The organism is Candidatus Zixiibacteriota bacterium, assembly GCA_040756055.1.
GTDB lineage: Bacteria > Zixibacteria > MSB-5A5 > GN15 > FEB-12.
Genome location: JBFLZR010000002.1, coordinates 452805 through 476120 on the forward strand (window position 1 = coordinate 452805; position 23316 = coordinate 476120).

General features: G+C 52.9%; 17 protein-coding genes. 12 read left to right on the top strand and 5 right to left on the bottom strand.

Annotated features, from left to right (window positions below; genetic code table 11):
* The first annotated feature begins 68 nt into the window (after window positions 1-68).
* From AB1483_05295 to AB1483_05310, 4 genes are all read left to right on the top strand, one after another.
* Complete coding sequence (locus tag AB1483_05295) at window positions 69-1214, top strand: hypothetical protein (protein MEW6411872.1); 1146 nt, start codon at window positions 69-71, stop codon at window positions 1212-1214.
* 516 nt (window positions 1215-1730) lie between these two features.
* A complete protein-coding gene (locus tag AB1483_05300; GenBank protein ID MEW6411873.1) occupies window positions 1731-2462 on the top strand; it encodes a DUF4386 domain-containing protein in 732 nt (243 codons plus the stop codon).
* Window positions 2463-2914: 452 nt separating this feature from the next.
* Window positions 2915-3658 (top strand): hypothetical protein, encoded by a 744-nt coding sequence (locus AB1483_05305; protein MEW6411874.1) that lies wholly within the window; start codon window positions 2915-2917, stop codon window positions 3656-3658.
* Between the two features lie 171 nt (window positions 3659-3829).
* The gene (locus AB1483_05310; protein ID MEW6411875.1) at window positions 3830-4690 is read left to right on the top strand and encodes a T9SS type A sorting domain-containing protein; all 861 of its coding nucleotides are present in this window, start codon (window positions 3830-3832) and stop codon (window positions 4688-4690) included.
* A gap of 130 nt (window positions 4691-4820) precedes the next feature.
* Here the strand turns inward: AB1483_05310 and AB1483_05315 are convergent, their stop codons facing one another.
* Window positions 4821-5003, bottom strand: a complete 183-nt coding sequence (locus tag AB1483_05315; protein MEW6411876.1) for a hypothetical protein — start codon at window positions 5001-5003, stop codon at window positions 4821-4823.
* Between the two features lie 445 nt (window positions 5004-5448).
* Entirely contained in the window at window positions 5449-7545 is a 2097-nt protein-coding gene (locus tag AB1483_05320) for a M3 family metallopeptidase (protein ID MEW6411877.1), read from the bottom strand.
* 346 nt (window positions 7546-7891) lie between these two features.
* Between AB1483_05320 and AB1483_05325 the strand changes: the two genes are divergently transcribed.
* A complete protein-coding gene (locus AB1483_05325) occupies window positions 7892-9844 on the top strand; it encodes an OPT family oligopeptide transporter (protein MEW6411878.1) in 1953 nt (650 codons plus the stop codon).
* Between the two features lie 598 nt (window positions 9845-10442).
* On the opposite strand, the gene AB1483_05330 is transcribed toward AB1483_05325, so the two are convergent.
* Window positions 10443-10721 (bottom strand): hypothetical protein, encoded by a 279-nt coding sequence (locus AB1483_05330; protein ID MEW6411879.1) that lies wholly within the window; start codon window positions 10719-10721, stop codon window positions 10443-10445.
* A gap of 255 nt (window positions 10722-10976) precedes the next feature.
* Entirely contained in the window at window positions 10977-12035 is a 1059-nt protein-coding gene (locus AB1483_05335) for a linear amide C-N hydrolase (protein MEW6411880.1), read from the bottom strand.
* A gap of 193 nt (window positions 12036-12228) precedes the next feature.
* Between AB1483_05335 and AB1483_05340 the strand changes: the two genes are divergently transcribed.
* The 7 genes from AB1483_05340 to AB1483_05370 all read left to right on the top strand — a co-directional run bounded on the left by AB1483_05340 (window position 12229) and on the right by AB1483_05370 (window position 22503).
* Window positions 12229-13557 carry an MFS transporter gene (locus AB1483_05340; GenBank protein ID MEW6411881.1) on the top strand — a complete coding sequence of 443 codons (1329 nt, stop codon included), beginning with the start codon at window positions 12229-12231 and terminating at the stop codon, window positions 13555-13557.
* A gap of 167 nt (window positions 13558-13724) precedes the next feature.
* Complete coding sequence (locus AB1483_05345) at window positions 13725-14498, top strand: hypothetical protein (protein ID MEW6411882.1); 774 nt, start codon at window positions 13725-13727, stop codon at window positions 14496-14498.
* Window positions 14499-14684: 186 nt separating this feature from the next.
* On the top strand, window positions 14685-14951 hold the full coding sequence (locus tag AB1483_05350) for a hypothetical protein (protein MEW6411883.1): 267 nt from the start codon (window positions 14685-14687) through the stop codon (window positions 14949-14951).
* Between the two features lie 48 nt (window positions 14952-14999).
* Window positions 15000-15800: a hypothetical protein gene (locus AB1483_05355; protein MEW6411884.1), complete on the top strand. Its 801-nt coding sequence runs from the start codon at window positions 15000-15002 to the stop codon at window positions 15798-15800.
* A 778-nt stretch (window positions 15801-16578) separates the two neighbouring features.
* Entirely contained in the window at window positions 16579-17787 is a 1209-nt protein-coding gene (locus AB1483_05360) for a T9SS type A sorting domain-containing protein (GenBank protein ID MEW6411885.1), read from the top strand.
* Window positions 17788-18085: 298 nt separating this feature from the next.
* Window positions 18086-19387, top strand: coding sequence for an efflux RND transporter periplasmic adaptor subunit (locus tag AB1483_05365; GenBank protein MEW6411886.1), 1302 nt, complete (start codon window positions 18086-18088; stop codon window positions 19385-19387).
* A gap of 29 nt (window positions 19388-19416) precedes the next feature.
* Window positions 19417-22503: an efflux RND transporter permease subunit gene (locus AB1483_05370; protein MEW6411887.1), complete on the top strand. Its 3087-nt coding sequence runs from the start codon at window positions 19417-19419 to the stop codon at window positions 22501-22503.
* 47 nt (window positions 22504-22550) lie between these two features.
* Here AB1483_05370 and AB1483_05375 read toward each other — a convergent pair whose 3' ends face one another.
* Window positions 22551-23315, bottom strand: a complete 765-nt coding sequence (locus tag AB1483_05375; GenBank protein MEW6411888.1) for a dienelactone hydrolase family protein — start codon at window positions 23313-23315, stop codon at window positions 22551-22553.
* Window position 23316: the final 1 nt, after the last annotated feature.

The window sequence follows — 23316 nt, forward strand, 5'->3', positions numbered from 1 at the left end:
AATGCCCCTACGCGGAATCGTTTAACGACGCAGTAATCCAATGTCCCATTTCAATGAATGGAGGTTATATGTCATTGCTGAAATTTAGGGCCTTTATGAGTTGCAGTCGCGCTCCGGAAGACAAGTCCATAGTCGAGTTTTTTCGATCTTACTGTGAGTCTTTTGGCTTCGAAGTGCTTATTTACGACTGGCAGGAGCCTGTCCCGCTTGACGACGGGGTCAAGAGTCAGATCACCAGTGCAGACTGCGTTATAGCAGTTGCAACCCGCAAGGACCGTTTGGATTCTGGTGAGTGGTTCTGCTCGGATTGGATTCAGCATGAGGTTGTCTTTGCCAGTGCGATTTGCAAGCCGGTTGTAATCTTTGCCGAACAGGGAGTAAAGGTCGGAGGCCTCTTAGACCGACACGAAAGATATCAGCCTTTCTCCAGAGAACCTATGGAATTGCTTAAACAGACGCCCTACTTCAACAAGTTTCTTATGGCTCTGACTAGACAACTTGAAAGCCAGGCCGTGTATGTCGACGACCCGTCACCTAGCGTTTACCTTAAATCGATCAAGAGTCGGGATGAGTTGGTCTCCCGTGATATATGGACAACTACGTGCGAAATTGAGTTGCAGTCACTGGTCAACGGCCTGAGCCAGTCCGATGAAGGATTTGGAGATGTGGATTGGCTGCGCTTCCCCTATGAGGCGATACGCGACATTGAGTTTTCGGTCCTACAGGCACCACAAGGGACCAACATGAGGCTTGACCACGAGCGTAGTAAGGAGGATCCCAATGTTTGGCGGGTATTGTATGAACCGCCGCTTCAAATCGGCCAGCAGGTGCAGTATGCCTATCGCTATGTAGCAGAGCGCATTCGGCCTTACACTCTTGAAGAGGCACAGGCCGCCATGGAGGCGAAAGAGTCTTGGTGCGATTCGCCCCAGTGCACTGTGAACTGGGATATGCTCGTTTCCACAGGACACCTCATTTCCGAGGTGGTCTTCCCGCCGAAATACAAAATTCACAACCCAGAATGTCTGGTGGAAACTCTTGATACACATCAACCTGTGATAAGCGAACTGGACAGGATCCGAGAGGTTGATGGGTTCAAGATTCAACGATTTTATGACAAGTACACTCTTGTGTTATCGGTCCCGAAGCCGCGGATAGGGTTGAGGTACATGTTGACTTGGCGACCACCTTCCGAGGCCGAATTGGAACGCTAACGATCGCTTTTGCGTTCCCACCCACGGCACCCGGCAGAATAGGCGAAGATCAACGCCAACGATGCTCTTGGGTTCCCCACTCGCTTGGGGTCTGTTAAAAGAAAGTGCATCTCTGGTATTTGTTCCGGTGGGCGCGCCCTTCGGGTGGGTTTCAAGTTGGTGATGATGTTTGACCCCAAATAGACCAAAGATTCCACTTAAAAGGCGGGGCACAGGAGCGACGGCGGCATCAGGGCAATTAAACCTCCAAGGCAGGACCGCGCACAATTGTAGTTTCGTCGAATCGGGTCCTTCCCTACGAGGAATCTTGCCGGGGGGCTCGCAATTGTATTTTTGAACGCCAACCTACTGAGACTGGATTCCTGCCTGCGCAGGAATGACTCAACGTCGGACCGTTGAGTTCACGAAGACTTTCGCGGGAATGGCTCAACGTTGGTTCGTTAGATCGGGGGGCGGGGCAAATAGAGCCGGGTATTTGAAACAAGGTCGCGTTTCCTGCGTATTGCAGTGGTAGCAATGACGAATTCACTATATACATCTGATCTCAACAGAAAAGCCCGACTTGCGGGTGTACTTTACTTACTGGTAGTGCTTACAGGTATATTTTGCCTCATCTATGTTCCCGGCAAAACGATCGTTCAGGGAAATCCCACTGAGACAGCGACACGCATCCTTGCCAACGAGACTCTCTATCGAATTGACCTGGTGGTAGGGCTTATTTCGATAATCCTCTTCATGTTCCTTGGACTGGCACTATATCGCTTGCTTAAGGACGTGAACCGCTGGCAGGCTGTCATCATGGTTGTGCTGGTTCTGGTGCAGATTCCACAGGCGTTTGCGAGTCAATTACTGCAGCTGGGTTCGCTGGAGCTCGTCCGAGGTGCGGACTTCGTTTCAGTGCTCGATAAATCACAGCGCGATGTTCTGGCCATGCTGTGTATTCACGTAAACTCTCTGGGGACTCATCTGGCTGAGATGTTTTGGGGGATTTGGCTTTTTCCGTTGGGATTGCTGGTGATCCGGTCCGGCTTCCTCCCCCGTTTCCTCGGACTGTGGTTGATCATCAACGGCGTCGCCTATGTAGTCATGAGTATTACAGGCTTGATAGTGCCGCAGTATTACGAGACAGTTTCGAAATTTGCGCTTCCGGCCTTAACTGGAGAAGTGGCGTTTATGCTGTGGCTGTTAATCGGCGGTGCCAAACCAATCAGAGGCGCTACAAAAAGCGTAATCGAATCCGAAAGCTGAACACCACACAAGTCTGCGGCGAGTAATATTGGGGCCGCTTTTTAATTGCAGCATATTATCAAAGTAGCGTGGAGGGAATTGCCAATTTGGTATGGATCCCAACGCAAGCATTGGGTTACCCAGACCGTGGCATGGTGCGAGTATTTAAGAGAACCAATATAGGGAGTGGGTTACCGGGTTTGTTTCGTGAGCCCATGATTCCCTCCCCTTAAATTTGATTGCCGTGCGGTCGGGTGCATATTAGAGTACATCACAGCAATGCCCAATCTCATTCGGGTCACATTTTGTAGGGAGAGCTTGTCGGGCTTCTTCTTCGCGAGGCTCATTCGGAACCCTACCTGCTGGGAGTGCGATTTAAAACTTGAAATCCCACTTCGCTCTCCTTATCAAGAACTGTCACTGTGCTTGCATTCTCTGATCACGTATAACCTGAAATCTTGGGGGTGCTGTCTATGTTCAAAAAAATCGCGCTCACTGTAGTCGTTCTCGCAATTGTCGTGCTGGTAGTTGCATACTTCGGCCGCAATATACTGGTGGAAAAGGCAATTGAAGAAGGCTCCACTTACGCCCTCGGCGTGGAAACCGACCTCGGATCGGCCTCTCTCGAAATCGGAGGCGGCAGCCTGGAATTGAAAAACCTTGAGGTCAGCAACCCCGAGGGTTTTAAGACCGAGAACTTTTTGTCGCTCAAACGCGGCATGTTCGATGTTGATGCCGGGTCGGTGCTGGATGATGAGGTTGTGGTCGACTCATTTGTCATTGAAGGTGTCACTCTCAATTTGGAGCAGGTTGACAAGAAGGGGAACTACCAGGTGCTGCTCGACAACATCAAGCAGATGGATAGGTCATCATCGGGAGAATCCCAGAAATGTCGTATCGGCTTGATCGCACTTCGCGATATAAATGTCAATGGTTCGCTCAGCGTACTTGGCAGGAATGTGGAGAAGTCATTTACTCTCGATGATTTCTCGCTACGCGATGTTGGCAGTGACGGAGGGGCCACTGTGAGCGAAGTGACCGCAAGGGTTGTGAAGGCCCTGATCTCGAAGGCGCTGGCTTCAGGGAGCGGGATGCTTCCGGAGGGCTTCGGTCAGAATCTGAGTGATCTGAAAGACCAAGCAGTCGACGAGATTAAGACTGAAGCCGAGGACAAGCTCAAAGACCTGGGCAAATCACTGACACCTGACAAAAAGTGAAGTGAACGGCCGATTAATGGCCGCCACAGATTTTGAAAGCCCCCGGCGGGCGTGTTTTTTCTTTGCCAGGATACAACGCGGATAGTATATTCCATTATGGGTTAAGTCTGCCTGACACGTGGGCCATTCAGCCGTGCTTTTTCAGTAACGATTAGCAGAAGGGGTAGTTGTATGAGGCAAATCCGCCCTGGCCTGTTGACAGTTTTGCGGCGCGGCGCAGCCCTGGCAGCCATGGTTTGCGTTGGGTTACCGGGTATTCAAAACGCTCGGGCCGAGACGCTTAAGGTTTCTTTGCCCGAACTGCTCGGGGCATACGGTGTTTTCACAAGCAAGGTTGCCGCATTCGACGTTGGAGCACCTATCGATAGTGTTCTTTGGGTCAGTATAAGCTTGTCGGGAACCATTACTCCGGGACTTGGAGTGGGAGACGGAGTCGAACTGCCCGCAGATCTCTTTCCCTATCCGGCTCAGTTGGTTGCGGAGATGGATCCTGATGAGACGTTGGGGGCCTGGCACGCGACGTTTTATTACAGCGGTGAATTCAATGATACCGTAGTGTTCCACGCTTTTATCAAGGCCACATGGGACTTCCTTCTTGACGGTCGGGGTGAAGTTGAGGTCTACCTCGAACCTTTGATAGTAATCGGCGGCGTGATGCTCACACCGCCGTCAGCGGAGGTTTATTCCGCCGAGCTTACTATCGAGACGGCCGGATCGCCGACCCGGGTGGGCGAAGCTGATGACGTCGCACCCGGTAATTATTCGCTCTCGCAAAACTATCCCAATCCGTTCAATCCGACGACTGAGATCGCGTTTGAGATTCCCACTGCGGGCTTTGTCGAGATCCGCGTTTATAACATGCTGGGGCAACCGATACGAACCCTGGTGAGTGAACGACTTTCGGCGGGCTGGAAGGTGGTGACATGGGACGGGACCGACGACAGAGGTGTACCGGTTGCGACCGGGATATACCTCTACCGGATCAGCACGGATGGCTATGCTGAGGCCAAGAAGATGCTGTTTTTGAAGTAGAGGGGCGATGCCACGCTGGAATCGGGTGAGGGTAACCGACTCGAGAGGCGAGACACCAGTTCATTCGGAATCCGACCTGCCAAGAAACTCACCTGATAGGTGGGTCACTCTGCCTGGCGCACAGGTGTCTTCACGTCAGTTTTTCTATTATCAGCAAAAAGTCTATCTTGGCGGTGCCGCCCATGCCTTGGAAGGTCGGACGGACATTGGGAATAATCGATACTACCTCGCCCTTCAAACCATTGAGAAACTGTTCAAGTTTGTCTTGCTCTTTTTCCAGTTTAATGTTCAGTCGGTGGACTTTGTAGCTCATCTTGTGTCTCCTTGTTACATTTCTATCTGAGATACTCACCCCGGGGGACAAAATTCAGAATTTATTAGATGCTTTTGAGAAAGGATTGCGGGGGTTATCCTGATAGTGTTTTATGGAATTCCGCCAAGGGCTGATTGGGAAACGCTCGCGGGAATGGCTAAAGGGGACGGGAATGAATCGACGTTGAAACGTCGGCCCCTCACGGCAGGACCGCGCACAATTGTAGTTTCCTCGAATCGGGTCCTTCCCTACGCGGGATATCGTCGGGTTTCTGCTTCGCAGCGGTCGTCCGGAACTCGACAAAGAAGACGGTATTTAATGAGGCTGGTCGACAGATGTGTTCGTGGGGAAAAAGCCGTCGCACACAGCCTGAGCTGTTTGCGATCGAGCAGGATTTTTTCAGAAGGACGACTCAACGCGATATCGTTGAGTCGTCCTTTATTGGTTACTGCAATCCGTTTCTTTCGAGGAATGGGTCGATGACAGGTTCACGACCACGGAAGCGCTTATATAACTTCATGGCGTCATCGGTGCCCAGCTTCTCCAGAATATTCTCGCGGAAAGCGGCCGCTGTTTGTCTGTCGAACAGCGATGTTTCTTTGAAGGCCGCGAAAGCATCGGCATCGAGCACCCCCGACCAGTAATAAGCGTAGTAGCCGGCGCTATAGCCACCGTGGATGTGAGTGAAATAAGTTGACCGGTAACGGGGCAGCATTTCGGGAATCAGCCCGATGGCGGCTATGACGCTATCCTCGAAAGCGTTTACATCGACATTTTCCGCGTTCTCCAGTCCGTGCCAGGCCATATCAAGAAAACAGGCGGCGAGGTATTCGGTGGCCTCGAAGCCTTTGTTGAATAGGTAGCTGTTTTTGATTCTTTCGACCAGCGACGCGGGGATGATCTCACCGGTTTGGTAATGCCGGGCGTATATGTTCAGCAGTTCCGGTTCAAGCGCCCAGTTTTCCATGATCTGCGAGGGCAACTCTGTTATATCCAGAGGGGCGTATCCGGAGCGATAGTTGCCGGAGTACAAAAGTCCGTTGAGGGCGTGACCGAACTCGTGAAAAATCGTCTCGACTTCATCGAAACTCAACAGTGACGGCATATCAGCGGTAGGTCTGGGGAAGTTGCAGACGATTGTGCCAAGAGGGAGAACACGCTGGCCGTCCTGCATGAAAGCTCCGCGAAATCCGCCGGACCACGCGCCACCGTGTTTGGAGTCACGCACGAAGTAATCCATGTAGAGGATTCCCAGCAGGGAATCCGCTGCTTGCCACACTTCAAATACTCTGACGGATGGATGGTAAATGGGGATGTCGTTTCTTTCGACAAACTTCAGACCAAAGAGTGTATCCGCGAGAATGAACATTCCATCCTGGACATTTTCGAGTACGAAGTACGGACGGAGCTCGGCGTCATCGAGAAGATACTTGGCTTTGCGGAGCTTTTCGGCGTAGTACCACCAGTCCCAGGGTTCGAGTTTGGCACCTTTCAGTTCAGTATCCATGATGGTTTGCATCTGTGCGAGTTCGGTTTTGGCTCGGTTCAGGGCCGGCTGCCACAGGAGCTGAAGAAACGAAGCGACCGCTTCGCGAGTGGCGGCCATGCGCGGTTCCATGTAGAAATCGGCCGGTGACGGGTAACCAAGGATGCGGCAGCGTTCTTCTCTCAGGGTGAACATTTGTTTCAGTATTTCTTTGTTGTCGTATTCGTTGTTACGATCGCCACGCATGGAGTATTTGGTGAGGAGTTCCTTTCGCAAGTCCCGCATGTCGGAGTGCTGCATGAAAGGTGTGAAGCTCGCCCTCTGGGTGGTGTACACCCAATTGCCCGGCATATTCATCGATTCGGCAGCCTCTTTCCCCATCGCAATGATAGCGTCGGGCAAACCCGCGAGATCGGACTCGTTTTCGACCACGATGTACGAATTATTGGTTTCGGCAAGCACGTTGTCACCGAATTTCAGGTCGAGCAGAGAGTGTTCGCGGTTGATATCGCGCAGACGGGCTTTCTGCTCCTCGGTCAGAAGCGCTCCGCGCCGCACGAACCTTAGGTAGAAATAATCCAGCAGGTGAGCTTCCTCGGTGGTCAACTGCAGGCCGTCACGCTGATCGTAGACGGTTTTGATCCGTTCGAACAGTTTCTGGTTGAGCCAGACGTTATCGTAGTAGGCGGACATAAGCGGCGAAATCTCATTGGCTATATCCTGCAGCTGCGGGCTTGAGACGGTACCGGTCAGTGAATAGAAGATGGAGGTTGTCCAGTCCAGGAGCTGCCCCGACATATCGAAAGCGGCCACAGTGTTTTCGAAGGTGGCCGGCTGCGGATTGTTGACTATGGCATCGACCTCGGCCTCAGCCTGGCGGATTGCCTCCTTTATGGCCGGGACGAAATGTTCGTTGCGGATATTATCGAATGGCGGTGTCTGAAACGGTGTGTTCGGGGTAGTCAAAAGGGGGTTATCCTGGGCGGCCGCGGGCACGCCGGAAAGGGCTGGCAGCAGAGCCAGCGCAAAAAGGCAAAGAGTCTTCGTTATGGTCAAGGTACTGTCTCCTATGAACTCTGGGTTTGGGGCCTAATATAAGGGCAAATGCGAGTTGGTGCACTAATTTTCATACCGGCCGCAAACCGCGAAGGCAGGCCTTCTGCGGTGCTCCTGCAGGCGGAAATGTGTAAGTCGTTGATTATCAATGTGGGTTTGGGTTGATTCTGGATGGTCTAAGTAACTATGGCGGGGATGTCCGGGCTGCGCTTGAAGCACACAATCCCAACGACACGGTAGAATTGTATTAACACATTTGGCAAAATTTCATTACCTTTCCAGCTAATTGTGGAGTTAATACACCCCTCTCGGCCTTTGCCGAATAACTCGAAAGGAGATCAAGCGGATGTCGATGGACCAGGAGGCGCAGCGTGTAGCAGAGCGCAGCGAAGCATCGGGACCTCACGATGCTTATGAAAATTACGAGCTCCCCGTTGAAGGGTTTAAGGGAACGGCGGAGGAGGTCGAGCGTCAATGGTATGAGAAGTGTTATGTGGGCCGCGGCGACACTATCAAGCAGCTCACCTGGCGCGCCGTCATAATGGGTTCGTTACTCGGGGGAGTTTTATCCCTGACGAACATCTATATCGGTTTGAAAGCCGGATGGGGTTTTGGCGTGGCAATTACGGCGTGTATTCTTTCGTACGCCATCTGGACGATGCTTTATAAGATAAAGATCGCTCGGACGCCGATGACGATTCTTGAGAACAACTGCATGCAGTCGACAGCGAGCGCGGCGGGTTATTCTACAGGAGGAACGCTGGTTTCGGCCTTTGCCGCTTATATATTGCTTTATAATCAAACTCTTCCGCTGTCAATCATGCTGGGCTGGGTATTTTTTCTGGCGGTTCTCGGTGTGACGATGGCGGTTCCGATGAAGCGCCAGATGATTAATACCGAACAGCTTCGTTTCCCCAGTGGTATCGCGGCGGCGGAGACGCTGAAGGCGCTGCATGCCACCGGGCAGAAAGGGATGCGCGCTGCGCGCGCACTCGGTATCGCCGGTTTTCTGGCGATGCTCAGCACGCTTTTATCCGACGGTCTCAGGCTTATCAGCGGCCGCTTTGAAGCCTGGCAGATTTCGACACTGGTTAACCGCGTGAATCTGGCAACGGTTGGTGAAGCCTGGATGGGTCGAACGGTAATGTTTATCTGGGATCCGATCTTTATCGCCGCCGGTATGTTCGTCGGAATGCGGGTGGCTACGAGTATTTTGGTGGGTTCGATTACCTGCTGGATGATTTTCGTTCCCTGGCTGCAGGCCTCCATACCGGAGGCTGCGGGGATTTCCGGTTTCAGAGATCTGGTTCAGTGGTCACTGTGGGGTGGCACGGCGTGTATGGTTACCTCTGGTATTATCTCGGTATTTTTCCAGTGGCGAAGCGCTCTTCGGGCATTCAAGGGCCTGGGTGATATGTTCAGCAAGCGCGGCGGCAAACAGCAGGATAAGATTACGGCCATCGAGACTCCGGGTTCATGGTTCCTTCTCGGTCAGCTTCTATCACTAATCGCTCTCGCCTGGTTGGCGAAAGTCACCTTCGATATGCCTTACTGGCAGAGTGCGGTAGCTGTCATTTTAAGTTTTGCTCTGGCTCTGGTCGCTTGCCGTGTAACCGGTGAGACCGACACCACGCCGGTAGGCGCGATGGGGAAAATAACGCAGCTTACATTCGGCGCGATCTCACCCGGAAATCCGAGCATCAATTTGATGGCGGCCAATATCACGGCCGGTGCGGCAACGTCATCAGCGGATCTTCTCACCGACCTCAAGAGCGGGTATCTTCTGGGGGCTCATCCGCGCAAGCAGTTCCTCGCGCAGTTTTCGGGAATCTTCATCGGAACGCTCGTGACGGTATTCGCCTTCCGTATACTGGTTCCCGACGCCAGCGTACTTGGCACGGATCAGTTCCCGGCTCCGGCGGCGCAAACCTGGAAAGGTGTTGCTGAAGCCATGGCTCTGGGCTTGAGCACGATGCACCCGGTGAAGGTGTGGAGTATGATAATCGGCGGTTTGCTCGGATTAATTTTGCCGGTGCTTTCGCGCACGTTCCCGAAGGCGAAGTGGATTCCGTCGCCGGCCGGTCTGGGATTGGCCTGGGTGTTCCACTGGTTCTACGGCCTGCTGTTCTTCCTCGGCGCCTTGATTGGGTGGGGCTGGCAGAAGAAGAACGCGAAGAACGCGGAAGAATTCCTCTTCCCCGTCGCCTCTGGTATTGTCGCCGGTGGCGCTCTCATGGGTGTTGTTTTGATTTTCTGGGAGAGCGGTTGGGAAATTCTTAAGCAGTTTATGGGCTGGTAATCACTTAAGCTCAAGCTGATTTTGTATTATATGAACGGGCGGGTCCGAGTTCGGACCCGCTTTTTTATTTTGTTTGCTCGTTGTTCATGACCGGGAATAGTATTTCCCGCTTTGCGCGCAGTCGGGCCGCCGCCAAAAGCCACCTCATATTGGTCTTTGCTCAGGGCGTTGAGGATACCTTTTGCCACGGCCTCAGCGGACATTACATGGTCGTTTTCCTTCAATTTGCTGCGCATTTTGGACAGTTCTGTTATGGCCATTGGAGGCGCAATCTCGAATACGCGGACGGAAGTATTGCGAAGCTGGTGTCTGAGCGAAAGGGACCATGGGAGCGGCGAGGTTGATAGCGATCTCATCGTTAGAGTCTAGGATACTGTATCCTTCAATACCCACGGGGTCGGTCATAATTTCGGTTTGGGCGGGCGTTGTTATCAGAAAACATGCTTGGCCGTAGTGGGTGAAGGCGACGATTTCGGTTCGTCGGCGGCGCAGATCGAACAGGTCAGCGACAGAGCAAGCACACACACGAGTCGCACGTATCGAACCATCGGACCTCCTTTGTTACGTGCCTGAATGCGACTTATTACAGAGTATCCCTCTATTGAGCGTGATGAGACATAAGTTCTTCAAGGTCTTCGGGCGAGAACTTGTTGAGTTTTACTACCCGTGCCTGCGCGCGATAGGCTCTGGGTACGATCATTTTGGCATCGCTTTTATCATCTACATCAACGATAATCCACGCCTTGTGCTCACCATCAAGGCACCCGTACTCCGCATTTGTCAGAAAGTGGGAGCCGGTTTCATGGAGCACCTTGATGGCGCGAATGCACGCTGTCCTTTCGGCTTCGTGTTGAATTTCAATCAAGAATCTTGGCATATCAGACTGCCTCCTTTTCACAATACGGTTAGGTCATCTTCAGCTCAAATTCCGGCATCACCGTCATGCCAATGATTTAGCCGAAAAACTTCGTATGGCCGGCCAAACCGGCTTTAAGATTCTCCTGATTGCCTGGTGTCGAGCAGGGTTGAATTAGATCCGTGCGTTGTCTGCAGGAGGATACGCCCGCATTTATAGAGATGTTTGACGTAAGATTTGCTGTTCTCGATAGACGGTTATCAACCCGGCCGGGAATTATCGCGACGGGAATGTCAGGTGATAAACCGTATCCCAGTCTTTGTACACCGAGAAGTATAACTCTTTCGATTTCAGGCAGTAAACAACGGACCAGGCGGTGCCAATCTGACTGACATCCTGCAGTATATTCAACGCGCCTTTCCAGTCAGTCTTCCCGGCCGTTTTGTCAAAAGTCTCAGCGATACTCTGGTAGCGCCAGCAATTTTCCCGAAGCTCCATGTCCGGTACCTTGAAAATGGGTTTGGTGGTCATTATCTGCCAGGTGGTGTCCTTGTAGATGGACTTCCATTGATTGTCGTTGTACTCGAGGATCACCGATTGCCCGGAGGCATCGGCAACCATCAGGTGGCTGCTCAGCGAGTTCTGATCGATATCGAAGGGAACGTAGTCCATAACCAGCTTGATCGCTTCATCGACAGTTTTTGTACCATCGAGGATTTTGCGTATCAGGTAGGTGAGGTATACGCATTGTTTTCCTTCGGCAGGCGTGACCGTCGTATACGAGTTGCCGGCCACAGCGACCATGAGACCGTGTTCGTTGATGCCGTCGGTTGCGTAAAACGGCGCCAGGAGGAATTTATCTTTGAACATGCTTGACGCAAGCGGCAGAAGGTCTTTGTGACCGAAACCGATGTCGATGGAACGGGAGAAGGCGATTGACGCGTAGCCGTTGGTCGGGTAGCACAGGCTGACGATGATTGACCCGACGGTCTGGTTGTCCCAGTTTCTTCCCGCGAAGGTCTCGTTTTCGGTGAATGTCGAGAAAACGCTGCAGTGACGCCATGTTTTGTCTATCAGCGGACGGTCTATCATTTCCCGGTTTTCTTTGTCATACAACTGCTGATATTCACCATAGTGAGTCATCAGATATAGACCATCCTGGGCAAAAGCGCCGGTCCCCTGTATTTTGAGCATGCTTTGAAGTGTTCGGGAGGTATCGGAGTCGGGTTGAGGCGATACTGTGAAGTTCAGGTCCTTGATTTCCTCCGCGGCCGCCGACAGACCCAAAATTGTGAGCGTCATGATGATCAAATAGTAAAGGTACGTCTTATTCATACGGTTTGCCACGTTATGTCCCTTCATTTGATGTTTCCCAAGTATACGTCGGGGAGTGCTTAATGTTGCAGGCTGGAAGAAATAGCGCGCGGCGGGCAAGGCTCATTGTCCAACCATTGACAACGGAACGGTTAAATTGTATTCTCGACGTAATGTAACGCGGACAACAGCGATGCAGGCTACTTTGAATAGGATGGAAAAGACGTCTAATCAAAACACTAAATCCGGTATAGGCTTTATTCTCAGGGCGTTAGGTTCACGCAACTACCGGCTTTATTTTGCCGGTCAGGGGCTATCGCTCGTAGGAACATGGATTCAGCGAATAGCTCAAGCCTGGCTGGTATATCGATTGACTGACTCGGTGTTTTTGCTGGGAATTGTCGGATTCAGTACGCAGATACCCACGTTTCTGGCGGCGCCTTTTTCAGGCGTCATTGTTGACCGGAAGAATCGCTATCACATCCTGATCGTTTCTCAAATACTCGCGGCTACTCAGGCGCTGATTCTGGCCGTGCTGGTGTTGACCGACTTGATTCAGGTCTGGCACATTGTGGTTCTGGGGCTTTTCCTCGGAGTGATAAACGCGTTCGAGATGCCGTCGAGGCAGTCGCTTCTGGTGGAGATGATCGAGCATCGTGATGATCTGAGCAACGCCATCGCTCTCAACTCAACCATGGTCAACGGAGCCCGTCTCATAGGGCCGACTATAGCCGGGTTTTTGATTGCGGCGGCTGGAGAAGGCGTGTGCTTTTTGCTCAATGCTCTGAGCTTCGTGGCGGTTATCGCCGCGCTTCTGGCGATGAAACTGCGGTTGGAAAAAACGAAAAGCAACGGGGGAAGCATTCTGGCTAATTTCGTAGAGGGGTTCAAGTACGCTTTTGGTTTTCCGCCCATCAGCGCGATTCTGCTTCTGCTGGCGCTGGTCAGTATAATGGGCATGCCCTATACCGTGCTGATGCCGGTCTTTGCCAGGGATATTCTTCACGGCGGACCGGACACGCTGGGGATACTGATGGGTTCCGTTGGCACGGGCGCCCTCGTTGGGGCGATATATCTGGCTTCGAGACGGACAGTGGTTGGTCTCGGGAAAGTGATCACGTTCGCGGCGATCACGTTCGGCGCCGGGCTCATTCTGTTTTCGCTTTCGAGGCATTTGTGGATATCGATAGCGCTGTTGTTCTTTGTGGGGATGGGCATGATGTTGCAGATGGCGGCCAGCAACACGGTTTTGCAGACCATTGTCGATGATGACAAGCGCGGGAGGGTTATGAGTCTTTATGCTATGGCGTTTTTCGGGACGGTTCCGGTGGGAAGTCTCATGGCGGGCAGTCTGGGGGCAAGAATAGGCACACCGGCAACAGTGGCGATTGGCGGGGTGTGTTGTGTTATCGCGGGAATTCTGTTCTGGCTCAAACTTCCCGCCCTGAGGAAGCTGGTGCGTCCGATATATATCAAGAAGGGTATTCTTCCCGAAGTGGCCACCGGAATTCAGGAAGCGAGTTCGATCAACGAACGTCGGTAGGTTAATTGCTCTGCCTCATGGTTATCATCTATCCAACGCGTCCCGGCATATCATTAGTCCTTCCTTAATATAAGCCACGCAAAATCAAGTACTTCGGCCAACTGTTTCCCGCTGGGGTTAACCGGCACGACGGTTGCGATTATGACTTGCAGAAATGGAGGTGAAGCATGATTGCCGAGTTTATGAAACGGGTCATCGCTGTGCTCATGGTTGTGAGTCTGGTAGTCAGTGACGCTGTCGCCAGAAAAGCAGCGCCTCGTGAGAAGCATGGCTGGGAATTGACGATAAACGGCGGATACCGTTTCAGCGGATCCGCGAGCGATCTCGAGAGCGCCATGATAGTGGGACGGCTTAATGGAAGTCCGTGCGGGGACCTCGGGCAGATATTCTGTTATTCGGTCGATCTGCCGTACACCGACCAGAATCGTCTTGGCTACACCGTAACATTGAGTCGTGAAATCAAGCCCCGGCTTGGACTGCAGGCTGTTTATGGTTCAACGCAGATCGGTTCGACATCCGGTTATTACGATGGTGGCGATTTGGGGACGCAGTCAACCGATGCGGCGCTGGAAATCAATGGAATGAAGGTGACCACTTACGGGCTCGTTGCCCGGTTCAATCCAACCCGATTGATTTATTTCAGTTTGGGTCCGGCCGTGTACTCTTTAAAGTTTAAGGTGTCAACCGGAGGATCAGGATATTCTCCCGGAGTACAACATCACTCGGAAAGGCTGGGGTTGCTCGCCGGCGCCGGACTAACAGTTCCTGCAAGATCCGCTGTATTCGTACACCTGGGCGTTCAGTACAGACTCACCGGAGCGTTTGACGTTGGCCCAATCGACGCGAAAAATCGACAGGGAGAGGTTCTGACGAAGTTGCCGCTCAGCAACGTTTCCCTGAATCATCTGATATTCCTCATCGGGTTAGGAATCAGAATCTGAGCAGGGAGGCAGGATAGCAATTTCTCTTCTTTGTTAGATTCTATCCACCGGGCGTTGGCCATACGGATATTTGGGCCACTGCGAATTTCTTCAATGTCAACCACTTGCGGTTAGATTGCCCGCCAGGATTTTTCAGGCACGGTAGTTGTGATATACTGATATGAGATTAAGAAAGGAGGCCATTGAATGATAAAGGTTCTACTGCTGGTTTGCGCTGTCGCATTCGTCATCGGTTGCTCGAGTTCAACCGGACCGGGCGAGACAGAGACTTTCGACCTCGGATATGGAGAGTCGGTGGCCAATTGCGATCAGAAAGCTGCTGATGCCGTGTGTCGGGGACTTGGCTGGGACAAGGCGACCGGTTACGATTGCCGGACAGTCCCGGTGAACAGTCCGCTCGGTTATTGGGAGCAGGATGTGATGTTCAAGGTGACTTGCTGGAGGCCGTTGTAGTGGGCAACCGGCGACGAGAAGGAAATCATTTTAGGAAAGGGGGATATTATGTTCAGGAGTTTGCGTGGATTGAAGCTGCCGGTGGTGTGCGTGATCACGTCGGTTATGCTCGCTGGAGTGTGTAACGCCCAAGCAACTGGCTCATCGCTGAAAGTGAATCAGAAAGTTCGTGTCACGGATGTGAAAGGCGGGGGATCGGAACTCGTGGGGTATATAGCCGGGTTGGACAAAGATACTCTGCGGTTGCGGACAAAGAGCGATGTAACGCTCAACCGGGTGGTTACCAACGACAGCGTGTCTTACGAGTTCCCGTACCTGGGCGCGCGGTATGAGGTAAATTCGAAGTCTATTGTAGGTGTATCGAACGACGGAAGCAGTGTCATAGTGCCGATTTCGCAGGTGAGTTATGCCGAGGTAACGCTGTTTGTCCAGGACCGGGCTGTCCCGGTGAGATTCAGCCGCGGCGATATCGAAAGGCGTCTTCCCATATACACTATTTACCCCCTGCCTCTGGGTGCACTACCGGTTGATTCCATTGCGAGTATCAAAGTATGGCACCCTGCCAACTCGACCGGGATTGTCCTGTTCGCCATGGCGGGAGGGGCGCTCGGATTGACTCTGGGGTTATCACAAGAGTCGAGATCCGAATCGGGAGATATTTACTCATCGGATTATCTAAGCGGATTGGGAACTGCCATAGCTGTGGCAGGAGGATTCGTCGTCGGAGCTCTGGTTGGATCAGGGATCTGCGGTGGCAGGTGGCAGACAGTACCGCTTGACAGGCTCAAGGCCGGTCCGACGGTGTCGGCCACCAACGGCCCCGGTTTAGCTTGTTCGCTCAGGTTCTAAATGAGGCGCCAGAGGCCAAGTGATCGATTACTTCCCTGATTCCGTGTGGTTGAGGGGGGGCGACACAAAAAAAGTGTGGGAAGCCGTTGCTTCCCACACCGGCGTGTTATACCATCATTGTTGTAGACAGTCCCTCAGCCGGAGAGCACTGTTTATACCGTTACGGAGTGCAAGGTTTCGTGCTGACTTCGCACGTTATCTTGCTGCCGTTCGGCGTAAACTTCTCGCAACAAACCACCCAGTAGTATCCACAATACATGAGACCAAGGCAAATAATGTGCCCGATATTGTGTCAAACCGATTCAGTCGATAGCTTATAGTGTTTGTATTTCGGATGTAGATTAAACAGCGTAAACCACAGAACAACAACAACTAAACCAGAGAGATAGGCGGCGGTGGGAATCGGAACCTGAGACATTGACCGAGTACCGAATTAATACGATTTGCCAAGCGTTATTAAGTCAGCATCTTTTGGCACAAATTTGGAAAAGACAGTACAACGACAGTGTGTCTACAACAATCTTTTTGACGCCATATCGGCGTTTAGCTTTCGGAGGAGCCGAGAATTCTATGTTTTTCGCGGTTGCCGGCTTGCTGGTGTTCGAGAAACCAGACAATTTCTTCTAAAGGTGGACGTTTACGTTGTTTCGAACTCCAGCCTGCCATCAACCGCGACAGCATAATCCTGAGAATTTTTAGGAAATCTTGCCGTATGGCTGGACAACGGGCGTAGTATTTGAGAAGAATCTTGGCGGGGGGACATTGATAGGAGGATAGATTGGCATACGCAAAACGAATGGCAGTGATAGTCCTGGCGGCCCTTGCTTCAGGGATGCAGCCGGACGGCGCGCGAGGCGCGGGTGCAGCGTTTGATGACACCGACTGGGTTGTCCGGTATCAAGAAACGTTCGATGGGGATTATACGGCGATGGACAGCCAGCAGTTCGGGACGGACGGCTGGTTAACATATCAGCTGATAAACGGCGGTGCGATATATGTTGCCAACGGTTATGCCTGGCTCAATGCGCCGGATTTCTGGAACGCGGCACTGATACACAGCACGGATATTTTGCCGGAAGAATACAAAATTCGAACGAAAATAGGCTATATAAATTACGACTTGATGAATTATGAGCCAGCCGATTATGTCGACCCAGATTTCAACACCCACGGCGGTCTGTATGAGAACGGCGTTTATTTTTTGACAATCACCAACGGTCTTTGCTCCGGTAACGAATGCGCCGAACTGTGGTGGCATTATCATCGGAAGATGGTTATTGATGTGGATAACCACCTCGATTATGGCGGTGGCGAGACATTTCACCCGGTGTACATGGTTTACATGGCGCCGGAGACGAATGCGGGAGGTAATCTTCTCAGAACCTGGGACGGAGACTCCTGGGACGACTCTCCCTGGAATTGGAATGTGGCTTACACGTATGAATACGACACCTGGTATTACGCCGAGCTGGAAAAAACCGGAGGATTCATAATCCTGAGGCTCTATGATGGGAACCAGAATATTCTCGAAGAGACCACGCCGGTGCCGCTGTCCAATGTCTTTGCGATGGACGAACCGGATTACTTTTATGTCGGCGAGCCGCACACGGATGACTATGAGGGGGACGTAAGAATCGACGAGATCACCCTGTTGGAACCGGAGGATCCAGCGGACGTAAGCGGCGACACCGCGGGTGATGAACTCCCGGCTGAATTCAATGTATCACAGAACTATCCAAATCCGTTCAATCCCGAGACGACGATTGAATATAATCTGCCTGTTCGCAGTCATATCAAGATCGAGGTATACAACATTTCCGGGCAACTGGTGAAGAGTCTTGTGAACGCCGAGTTTCCGGCCGGGTCATATACGGTTAGCTGGGACGGAAGATCTGCGGATGGTAGATTGGTGGCCTCGGGAGTGTATTTATATCGCTTCGAGACTGACAACCACGTACAGACCAAGAAGATGATGCTGCTTCGATAGTCCAATCGCGGCAAGAATTGCTTACGAGGCTATTTTTCATCGCAAGCCACACCAGATGAAAAGGTGGGCTGGATCTGCGTTAGAACGGCCCCGTCGGCCCGACCTTTGTCACTTCCCCGCTACCGTAATACCTTGACCCATTTGCCGTGAACGCTTATTTTGGGTCTTGACTTTCCGTATTATTCCGAGCGTGAAGGCACTTCGGGAGGAAGACTTTATTTTAGGGCGGCAATTATTTTGCCCATTGATAGACGCAAGTTCCTGAAACTCCGTATAAACAGAGAATTGAGTGACGCCAGTGGATAAACGACGAACATATTTCTTGATATTGTTAGCAGTTCCCTCGCTCTTATTGTCGGGGTGCTCCGGCGGATCGGGCGAAGCCCGAAACGGGCGTGATAAGCTTATTCCCGCTGTTGAAGCCGTGCAGGCCCAGCAGGGGTCTCTTCCTTTAATCGAAAGACTCAGCGGCGTAGTCAAGGCGAAGAATCAGGTGGAGTTGTTCGCTGAGGTTAGCGCGATTGTTAAGGCCGTGCACGTGCAGAACGGCGACGAGGTTGACAGGGGACAGCCGCTGGTGAGTTTGCGGGACACGGAATTTCAGGAGAGGTTAAAGCAGGCGCAGGCGGCCTACCAGATAGCGCTGGCCCAGGCTCGTCAAGCCGAGGCCAGGCTGACCGAGGCTCAGTCGGAATTTCGACGAATGCAGGCGCTGGCGGAGAAAAACTTGACCAGCGACGCGGAATTTGAGACGGCACAGACACAGGCAGTTTCAGCCGAGGCCGATGTGGCTCTTGCACGGGCGCGAGTCGATCAGGCGGCTGCCACCGTTGCCGAAAGAGAAGAAGCGGTGGCGCAGACCGTGATAAGGGCGCCGGTGGCCGGCACAGTCGGCAACCGCAACGCCGAAGTTGGAATGACGGTTGGGCCGGGTTCGCGTCTGATTACGCTGGGACAACTCGACACGGTTCGAGTGGATATCGTGCTCAGTGACCGCATGCTTACTTATATCGAAACCGGCCAGCGCACGGAAATACGTTCGGCGAGCATACCATCGGGGCTGCTTACCTCCAAATTAAAGCGTATCTCCCCTTTCCTTCATCCGGTCACGCACAGCACCGAGGCGGAAATAGAGTTGGCCAATCCGGGCCATGCTCTAAAGTCGGGCATGTTCGTGACGGTTGATGTTTACTACGGTGAGAGCGAGCGGGCAACGCTGGTTCCCCTGTCCGCCCTTTATGAAAACCCGCTCACAGGCTCTACCGGTGTCTATGTTTGCCGCGATACCCTGAATCGTGTTCCGATTGAGGGTGTCGAAGTGGGAAAATCGAGCAGTCTGACCGAACCGGTGCCGTTTGAATTCATTCCGGTTGACATTGTCGCCAAGGGTCGGATGAGCGCCGGTGTGGCTGGAGTCGAATCCGGCAGCTGGGTGATAACTCTCGGTCAGGATTTGCTGGGAGGAGAGCCGGGCGACGCGCGGGTTCGCGCGGTCAATTGGAACTGGGTGGAGCATCTTCAGAATCTTCAACGTGAAGACCTTTTAGACGAACTTGTGCAAAAACAGCAGGCTACCGGCAGTGACTCCGGCGGCATCTAAAACAACCATTCCGGGTAGCGGCTGAAGCCATGAATATAACCAGATTAGCGGTTCATCGTCCCATTGCCACCACGATGGCGTTTTCGATTATCATCATCCTGGGGATAATGGGATTTCGTTTTCTTCCGGTGGATCTTCTCCCTCCGATAGAGTATCCCCTGCTGAGCATTGTTACCAGCTATCCGAATGTGGGGCCTGAAGAGGTTGAGACGATCATAACCGACCGGGTGGAAAACGCTATTGCCAGCGTGCCGAATATCGAGGAAGTTCGTTCGCAATCCGAAGAGGGGCGCAGCAGGGTTACGCTGGAATTCTCGCAGGGAACGAATATCGATGAGGCGGCCAATGATGTTCGGGCGGCGCTGGACCGGATAAGGGATGATCTCCCGCCTGAGGTTGAATCGCCGCAGTTGTGGAAATTCGATCCGGACAATTTCCCGGTTGTGATTATGGGGGCGCAGTCGGATCGCAGCATGGAAGAGCTTACGCGCCTGCTGGAGCGCGAAATATCGCAAAGGTTCGAGCAGATTCCAGGAGTGGGTTCGATAGATGTCTGGGGCGGGGTGTACCGGGAGATTCAGGTCCGCCTGAAACGCGACCGTCTGGCATCGAGCAGACTCTCCGCCACCGACGTTGAGCAGGCCCTGGCTCGGGAAAACATAACGCTTCCGGGCGGAGACATGCGGGAGGGCATCAGTGATACTTATGTTCGCACACTGGGTGAATTTCAGTCGCTGGAGCAGATTGCCGCTACGATTATAACGGTCGTGGACGGCAGACCCATCAGGGTTGGCGATGTAGCCGAGGTTGTCGACGGTTATGAGGATATCAACCGGGTGGTTCAGATTGATGGCCGTCCGATGGTGCGGTTGGGGGTTCGCAAGCAGTCCGGAGCCAACACGGTGGCGGTGGCTGAGGCGGCGCGGGCGGTCATGGAGCAGATCAATCGCGAGCGCGATGATATTGATTTGATCATGGTGATCGACCAGAGTGATTTCATTAAAAGTTCTATCGACAACGTAAAACAGTCGGCTTTATTCGGTGGTCTTCTGGCTATTCTGGTCCTGTACCTGTTTCTAAGGAATGGTTCCACGACTATCATTATCGCTCTGTCAATTCCGATTTCGATGATCGCCACTTTCGGTTTGTTATTTTTCAATGGGATTTCTCTCAATCAGATGAGTTTCGGCGGGTTGGCGCTGGGGATAGGCCTTATCGTCGATAATTCGATCGTGGTCCTGGACAATATTGTCAGACGGCGCGAGGAGGGCAAGTCGCCTGAAGAAGGCGCGCTGGTAGGCACCCGTCAGGTGACGGGCGCGATCGTGGCATCGACCCTGACCACCTCGGTAATCTTCCTGCCGGTGGTGTTCATGCAGACCATCTCAGGTATGTTGTTCAAAGAGCTGGCAATGGTTGTGGTTTTCTCGCTGCTTTGTTCTCTTTTTGTCGCGCTTACGCTGGTGCCGATGTTGAGCAGCCGCTATCTGAAAATGAACAATAACGGCAAATCCGGCCGTTCGCGAATCACGACATGGACTCAGAGGCTGGAGGTTTCCTATTCTCATCTAATCGGTCGGGTGCTCAGTCACAAGAAGGTTGTATTCGGTTCGGCTGGCACGCTTCTGGTAATAACGCTACTGCTGTGGCAGCTGTTACCCGTAGAACTCGCTCCGCAGACCGACGCCAACGAGATCAGCATTGAGCTGGAGATGGCACAGGGGACCAACATTGCGGTCGTGAACAATTACCTTCATGAGATGGAGGCAATAGTTCGAGAAATTGTTCCGATGGACCAGGTTCAGCACATATCGATTCAGATCCGTCCGGGGGACGCCGAGATAGAGATAGCGCTTCATGACAGCGACACGCGCACGGTGAACAGCTTTGACCTAGCCGACAAAATTCGTCGGAGTATTTCCGGGTTGGTCCCGGGAACAAATGTCAGGGTGAGCGCGCAATCAGGACTGTGGATGCTTCGGAGGTTGTTCGGCTCCGGAGGGTCGGAAGCGGTTCAGATAGAGCTGAGAGGTTATGACCTGGCCATGGCGGATCGTCTCGCACAGGATATCCGCGCGATCATAGAAGACGTTGACAAGGTTGCCGATGTACGAATTAGCCGCCGCGAAGGGCGTCCGGAGCAGAACCTTATAATCGATCGGGAGAAAATCGCCGACCTGGGGTTGTCGGTCAGCGAAATTGCCCGCATAATTCAGACTAACGTAGGTGGAGGTCGAGCCGGTGTGTTCAGGGAGAAGGGTGAGGAGTTTCCCATTACCGTGCGACTTCAACCGCAGGACCGTCTGAGTACGCTGGACCTGAGCAATGTATCGGTGCGCAGCGCCGGCGGTCAGGTGATTCCGGTTTCGGCGGTGGTATCGGTGGACCGTCGTCGCAGTCCCACCGAGATTGAGCGGGTCGATGGGCAGCGCGTCACATATATCACGGCCAACCTCGAGAGCGGGGCGGCGCTCGGTGATGTGGTGGAGAAACTCCAGGACAGGCTCTACAGTGTGCCCTTGCCGGAAGGGTTTTCGTTGATTTTCAGCGGCGAGTACGAAGAGCAGCAGGAGGCACAGTATGATTTCTTCCTTTCGGTGGTGATGGCTCTAATTCTGATCTATATGGTCATGGCGGCGCAGTTCGAACGGTTTTTAGATCCTTTGATCGTGATGGTGGCGGTGCCGATGGCGATCATCGGCGTGGTGCCGACTCTGCTGTTGACCGGTACATCATTGAATATGCAGAGCCTGATGGGAATCATCATGTTGATTGGAATAGTGGTGAACAACGCCATAGTACTGGTTGATTACATAAATTTGATGCGTCGTGAGTATGGTCTGGAGATTCGCGAGGCGGTGGTTCAGGCGGGTAAACTCAGGCTTCGACCGATCATGATGACCACCGGCACAACCGTTCTGGGTATGCTTCCTTTAGCTTTTGGCGCCGGCTCCGGCGGTGAGATTCAGGCGGCACTGGCCCGTGCGGTTATCGGCGGACTATTTGTATCGACACTGATAACGCTGGTGCTTATTCCTGTCGCTTATATCAGTTTTTATAACCTCGTTGAGAAGTTGAAATCATCATCGGATAAAGCACCAGAACTGGTAGTTTAAACGCCTTTGCCCCAAACAAACCTTTCCCCTATTGACCACTGCTACTTTCACTCGAACAGTTCATCGAAGAATAGTCTCATGTGCTGCCAGGAGCGGCGGTCGGCAGAGGCGTTGTAGGCAGCGCCTTTTGAGGGATCGTTGCCGGAATTCGCGTTGGTGAAAGCGTGTACCGCCCCCGAATAGGCAATGAACTGGAAATCGACCTTGGCCGGGCGCATCTCGTTGAAGAAGTTAATTACCTGATCGTCAGGCACGTACGGATCATCGGCGCCGTGGCAGACGAGGATTTTGCATCGTATGTTATCAGCGTCGGACGGGTCGGGTGTGTCGAGATTGCCGTGGAAGCTGACGACACCGTCGATATCGGCTCCCGAGCGGGCCAGCTCGAGCACCGTGCCGCCACCAAAGCAATACCCGATAGCAGCAACGCGGGAGGTGTCGCACATTTCATTGGTAAGCAGGACACGGAGCCCGGCAGCCGCGCGGTCGCGCATGAGTTGCCGGTCGCTTCGATAGATGCCGGCCTGTTTGGCGGCTTCTTGCGTGGTTTGAGGCCGGATACCCTTGCCATACATATCCACCGCGAAGGCTAAATAACCCATCTCGGCCAGTTGGCGGCAGCGCATTTTGGCGTAATCGTTCAGTCCGGTCCATTCGTGCACGACCAGGACTCCGGGGCGGACGCCTTCAAGACTGTTGTCCCAGGCGAGCAAACCCTCCAGTTCCACATCGCCGTGGTAATATGTAACGGGTTGAGTCATTATTTCTCCCTTGACGGCAACGGCGAACGTCAACAATAGTACCAGAAGCATT

Coding starts and splice junctions, on each gene's coding strand:
- AB1483_05295 (MEW6411872.1), top strand. CDS start 69: ATGTCATTGCTGAAATTTAGGGCCTTTATGAGTTGCAGTCGCGCTCCG.
- AB1483_05300 (MEW6411873.1), top strand. CDS start 1,731: ATGACGAATTCACTATATACATCTGATCTCAACAGAAAAGCCCGACTT.
- AB1483_05305 (MEW6411874.1), top strand. CDS start 2,915: ATGTTCAAAAAAATCGCGCTCACTGTAGTCGTTCTCGCAATTGTCGTG.
- AB1483_05310 (MEW6411875.1), top strand. CDS start 3,830: ATGAGGCAAATCCGCCCTGGCCTGTTGACAGTTTTGCGGCGCGGCGCA.
- AB1483_05315 (MEW6411876.1), bottom strand. CDS start 5,003: ATGAGCTACAAAGTCCACCGACTGAACATTAAACTGGAAAAAGAGCAA.
- AB1483_05325 (MEW6411878.1), top strand. CDS start 7,892: ATGTCGATGGACCAGGAGGCGCAGCGTGTAGCAGAGCGCAGCGAAGCA.
- AB1483_05330 (MEW6411879.1), bottom strand. CDS start 10,721: ATGCCAAGATTCTTGATTGAAATTCAACACGAAGCCGAAAGGACAGCG.
- AB1483_05335 (MEW6411880.1), bottom strand. CDS start 12,035: ATGAATAAGACGTACCTTTACTATTTGATCATCATGACGCTCACAATT.
- AB1483_05340 (MEW6411881.1), top strand. CDS start 12,229: ATGGAAAAGACGTCTAATCAAAACACTAAATCCGGTATAGGCTTTATT.
- AB1483_05345 (MEW6411882.1), top strand. CDS start 13,725: ATGATTGCCGAGTTTATGAAACGGGTCATCGCTGTGCTCATGGTTGTG.
- AB1483_05350 (MEW6411883.1), top strand. CDS start 14,685: ATGATAAAGGTTCTACTGCTGGTTTGCGCTGTCGCATTCGTCATCGGT.
- AB1483_05355 (MEW6411884.1), top strand. CDS start 15,000: ATGTTCAGGAGTTTGCGTGGATTGAAGCTGCCGGTGGTGTGCGTGATC.
- AB1483_05370 (MEW6411887.1), top strand. CDS start 19,417: ATGAATATAACCAGATTAGCGGTTCATCGTCCCATTGCCACCACGATG.
- AB1483_05375 (MEW6411888.1), bottom strand. CDS start 23,315: ATGCTTCTGGTACTATTGTTGACGTTCGCCGTTGCCGTCAAGGGAGAA.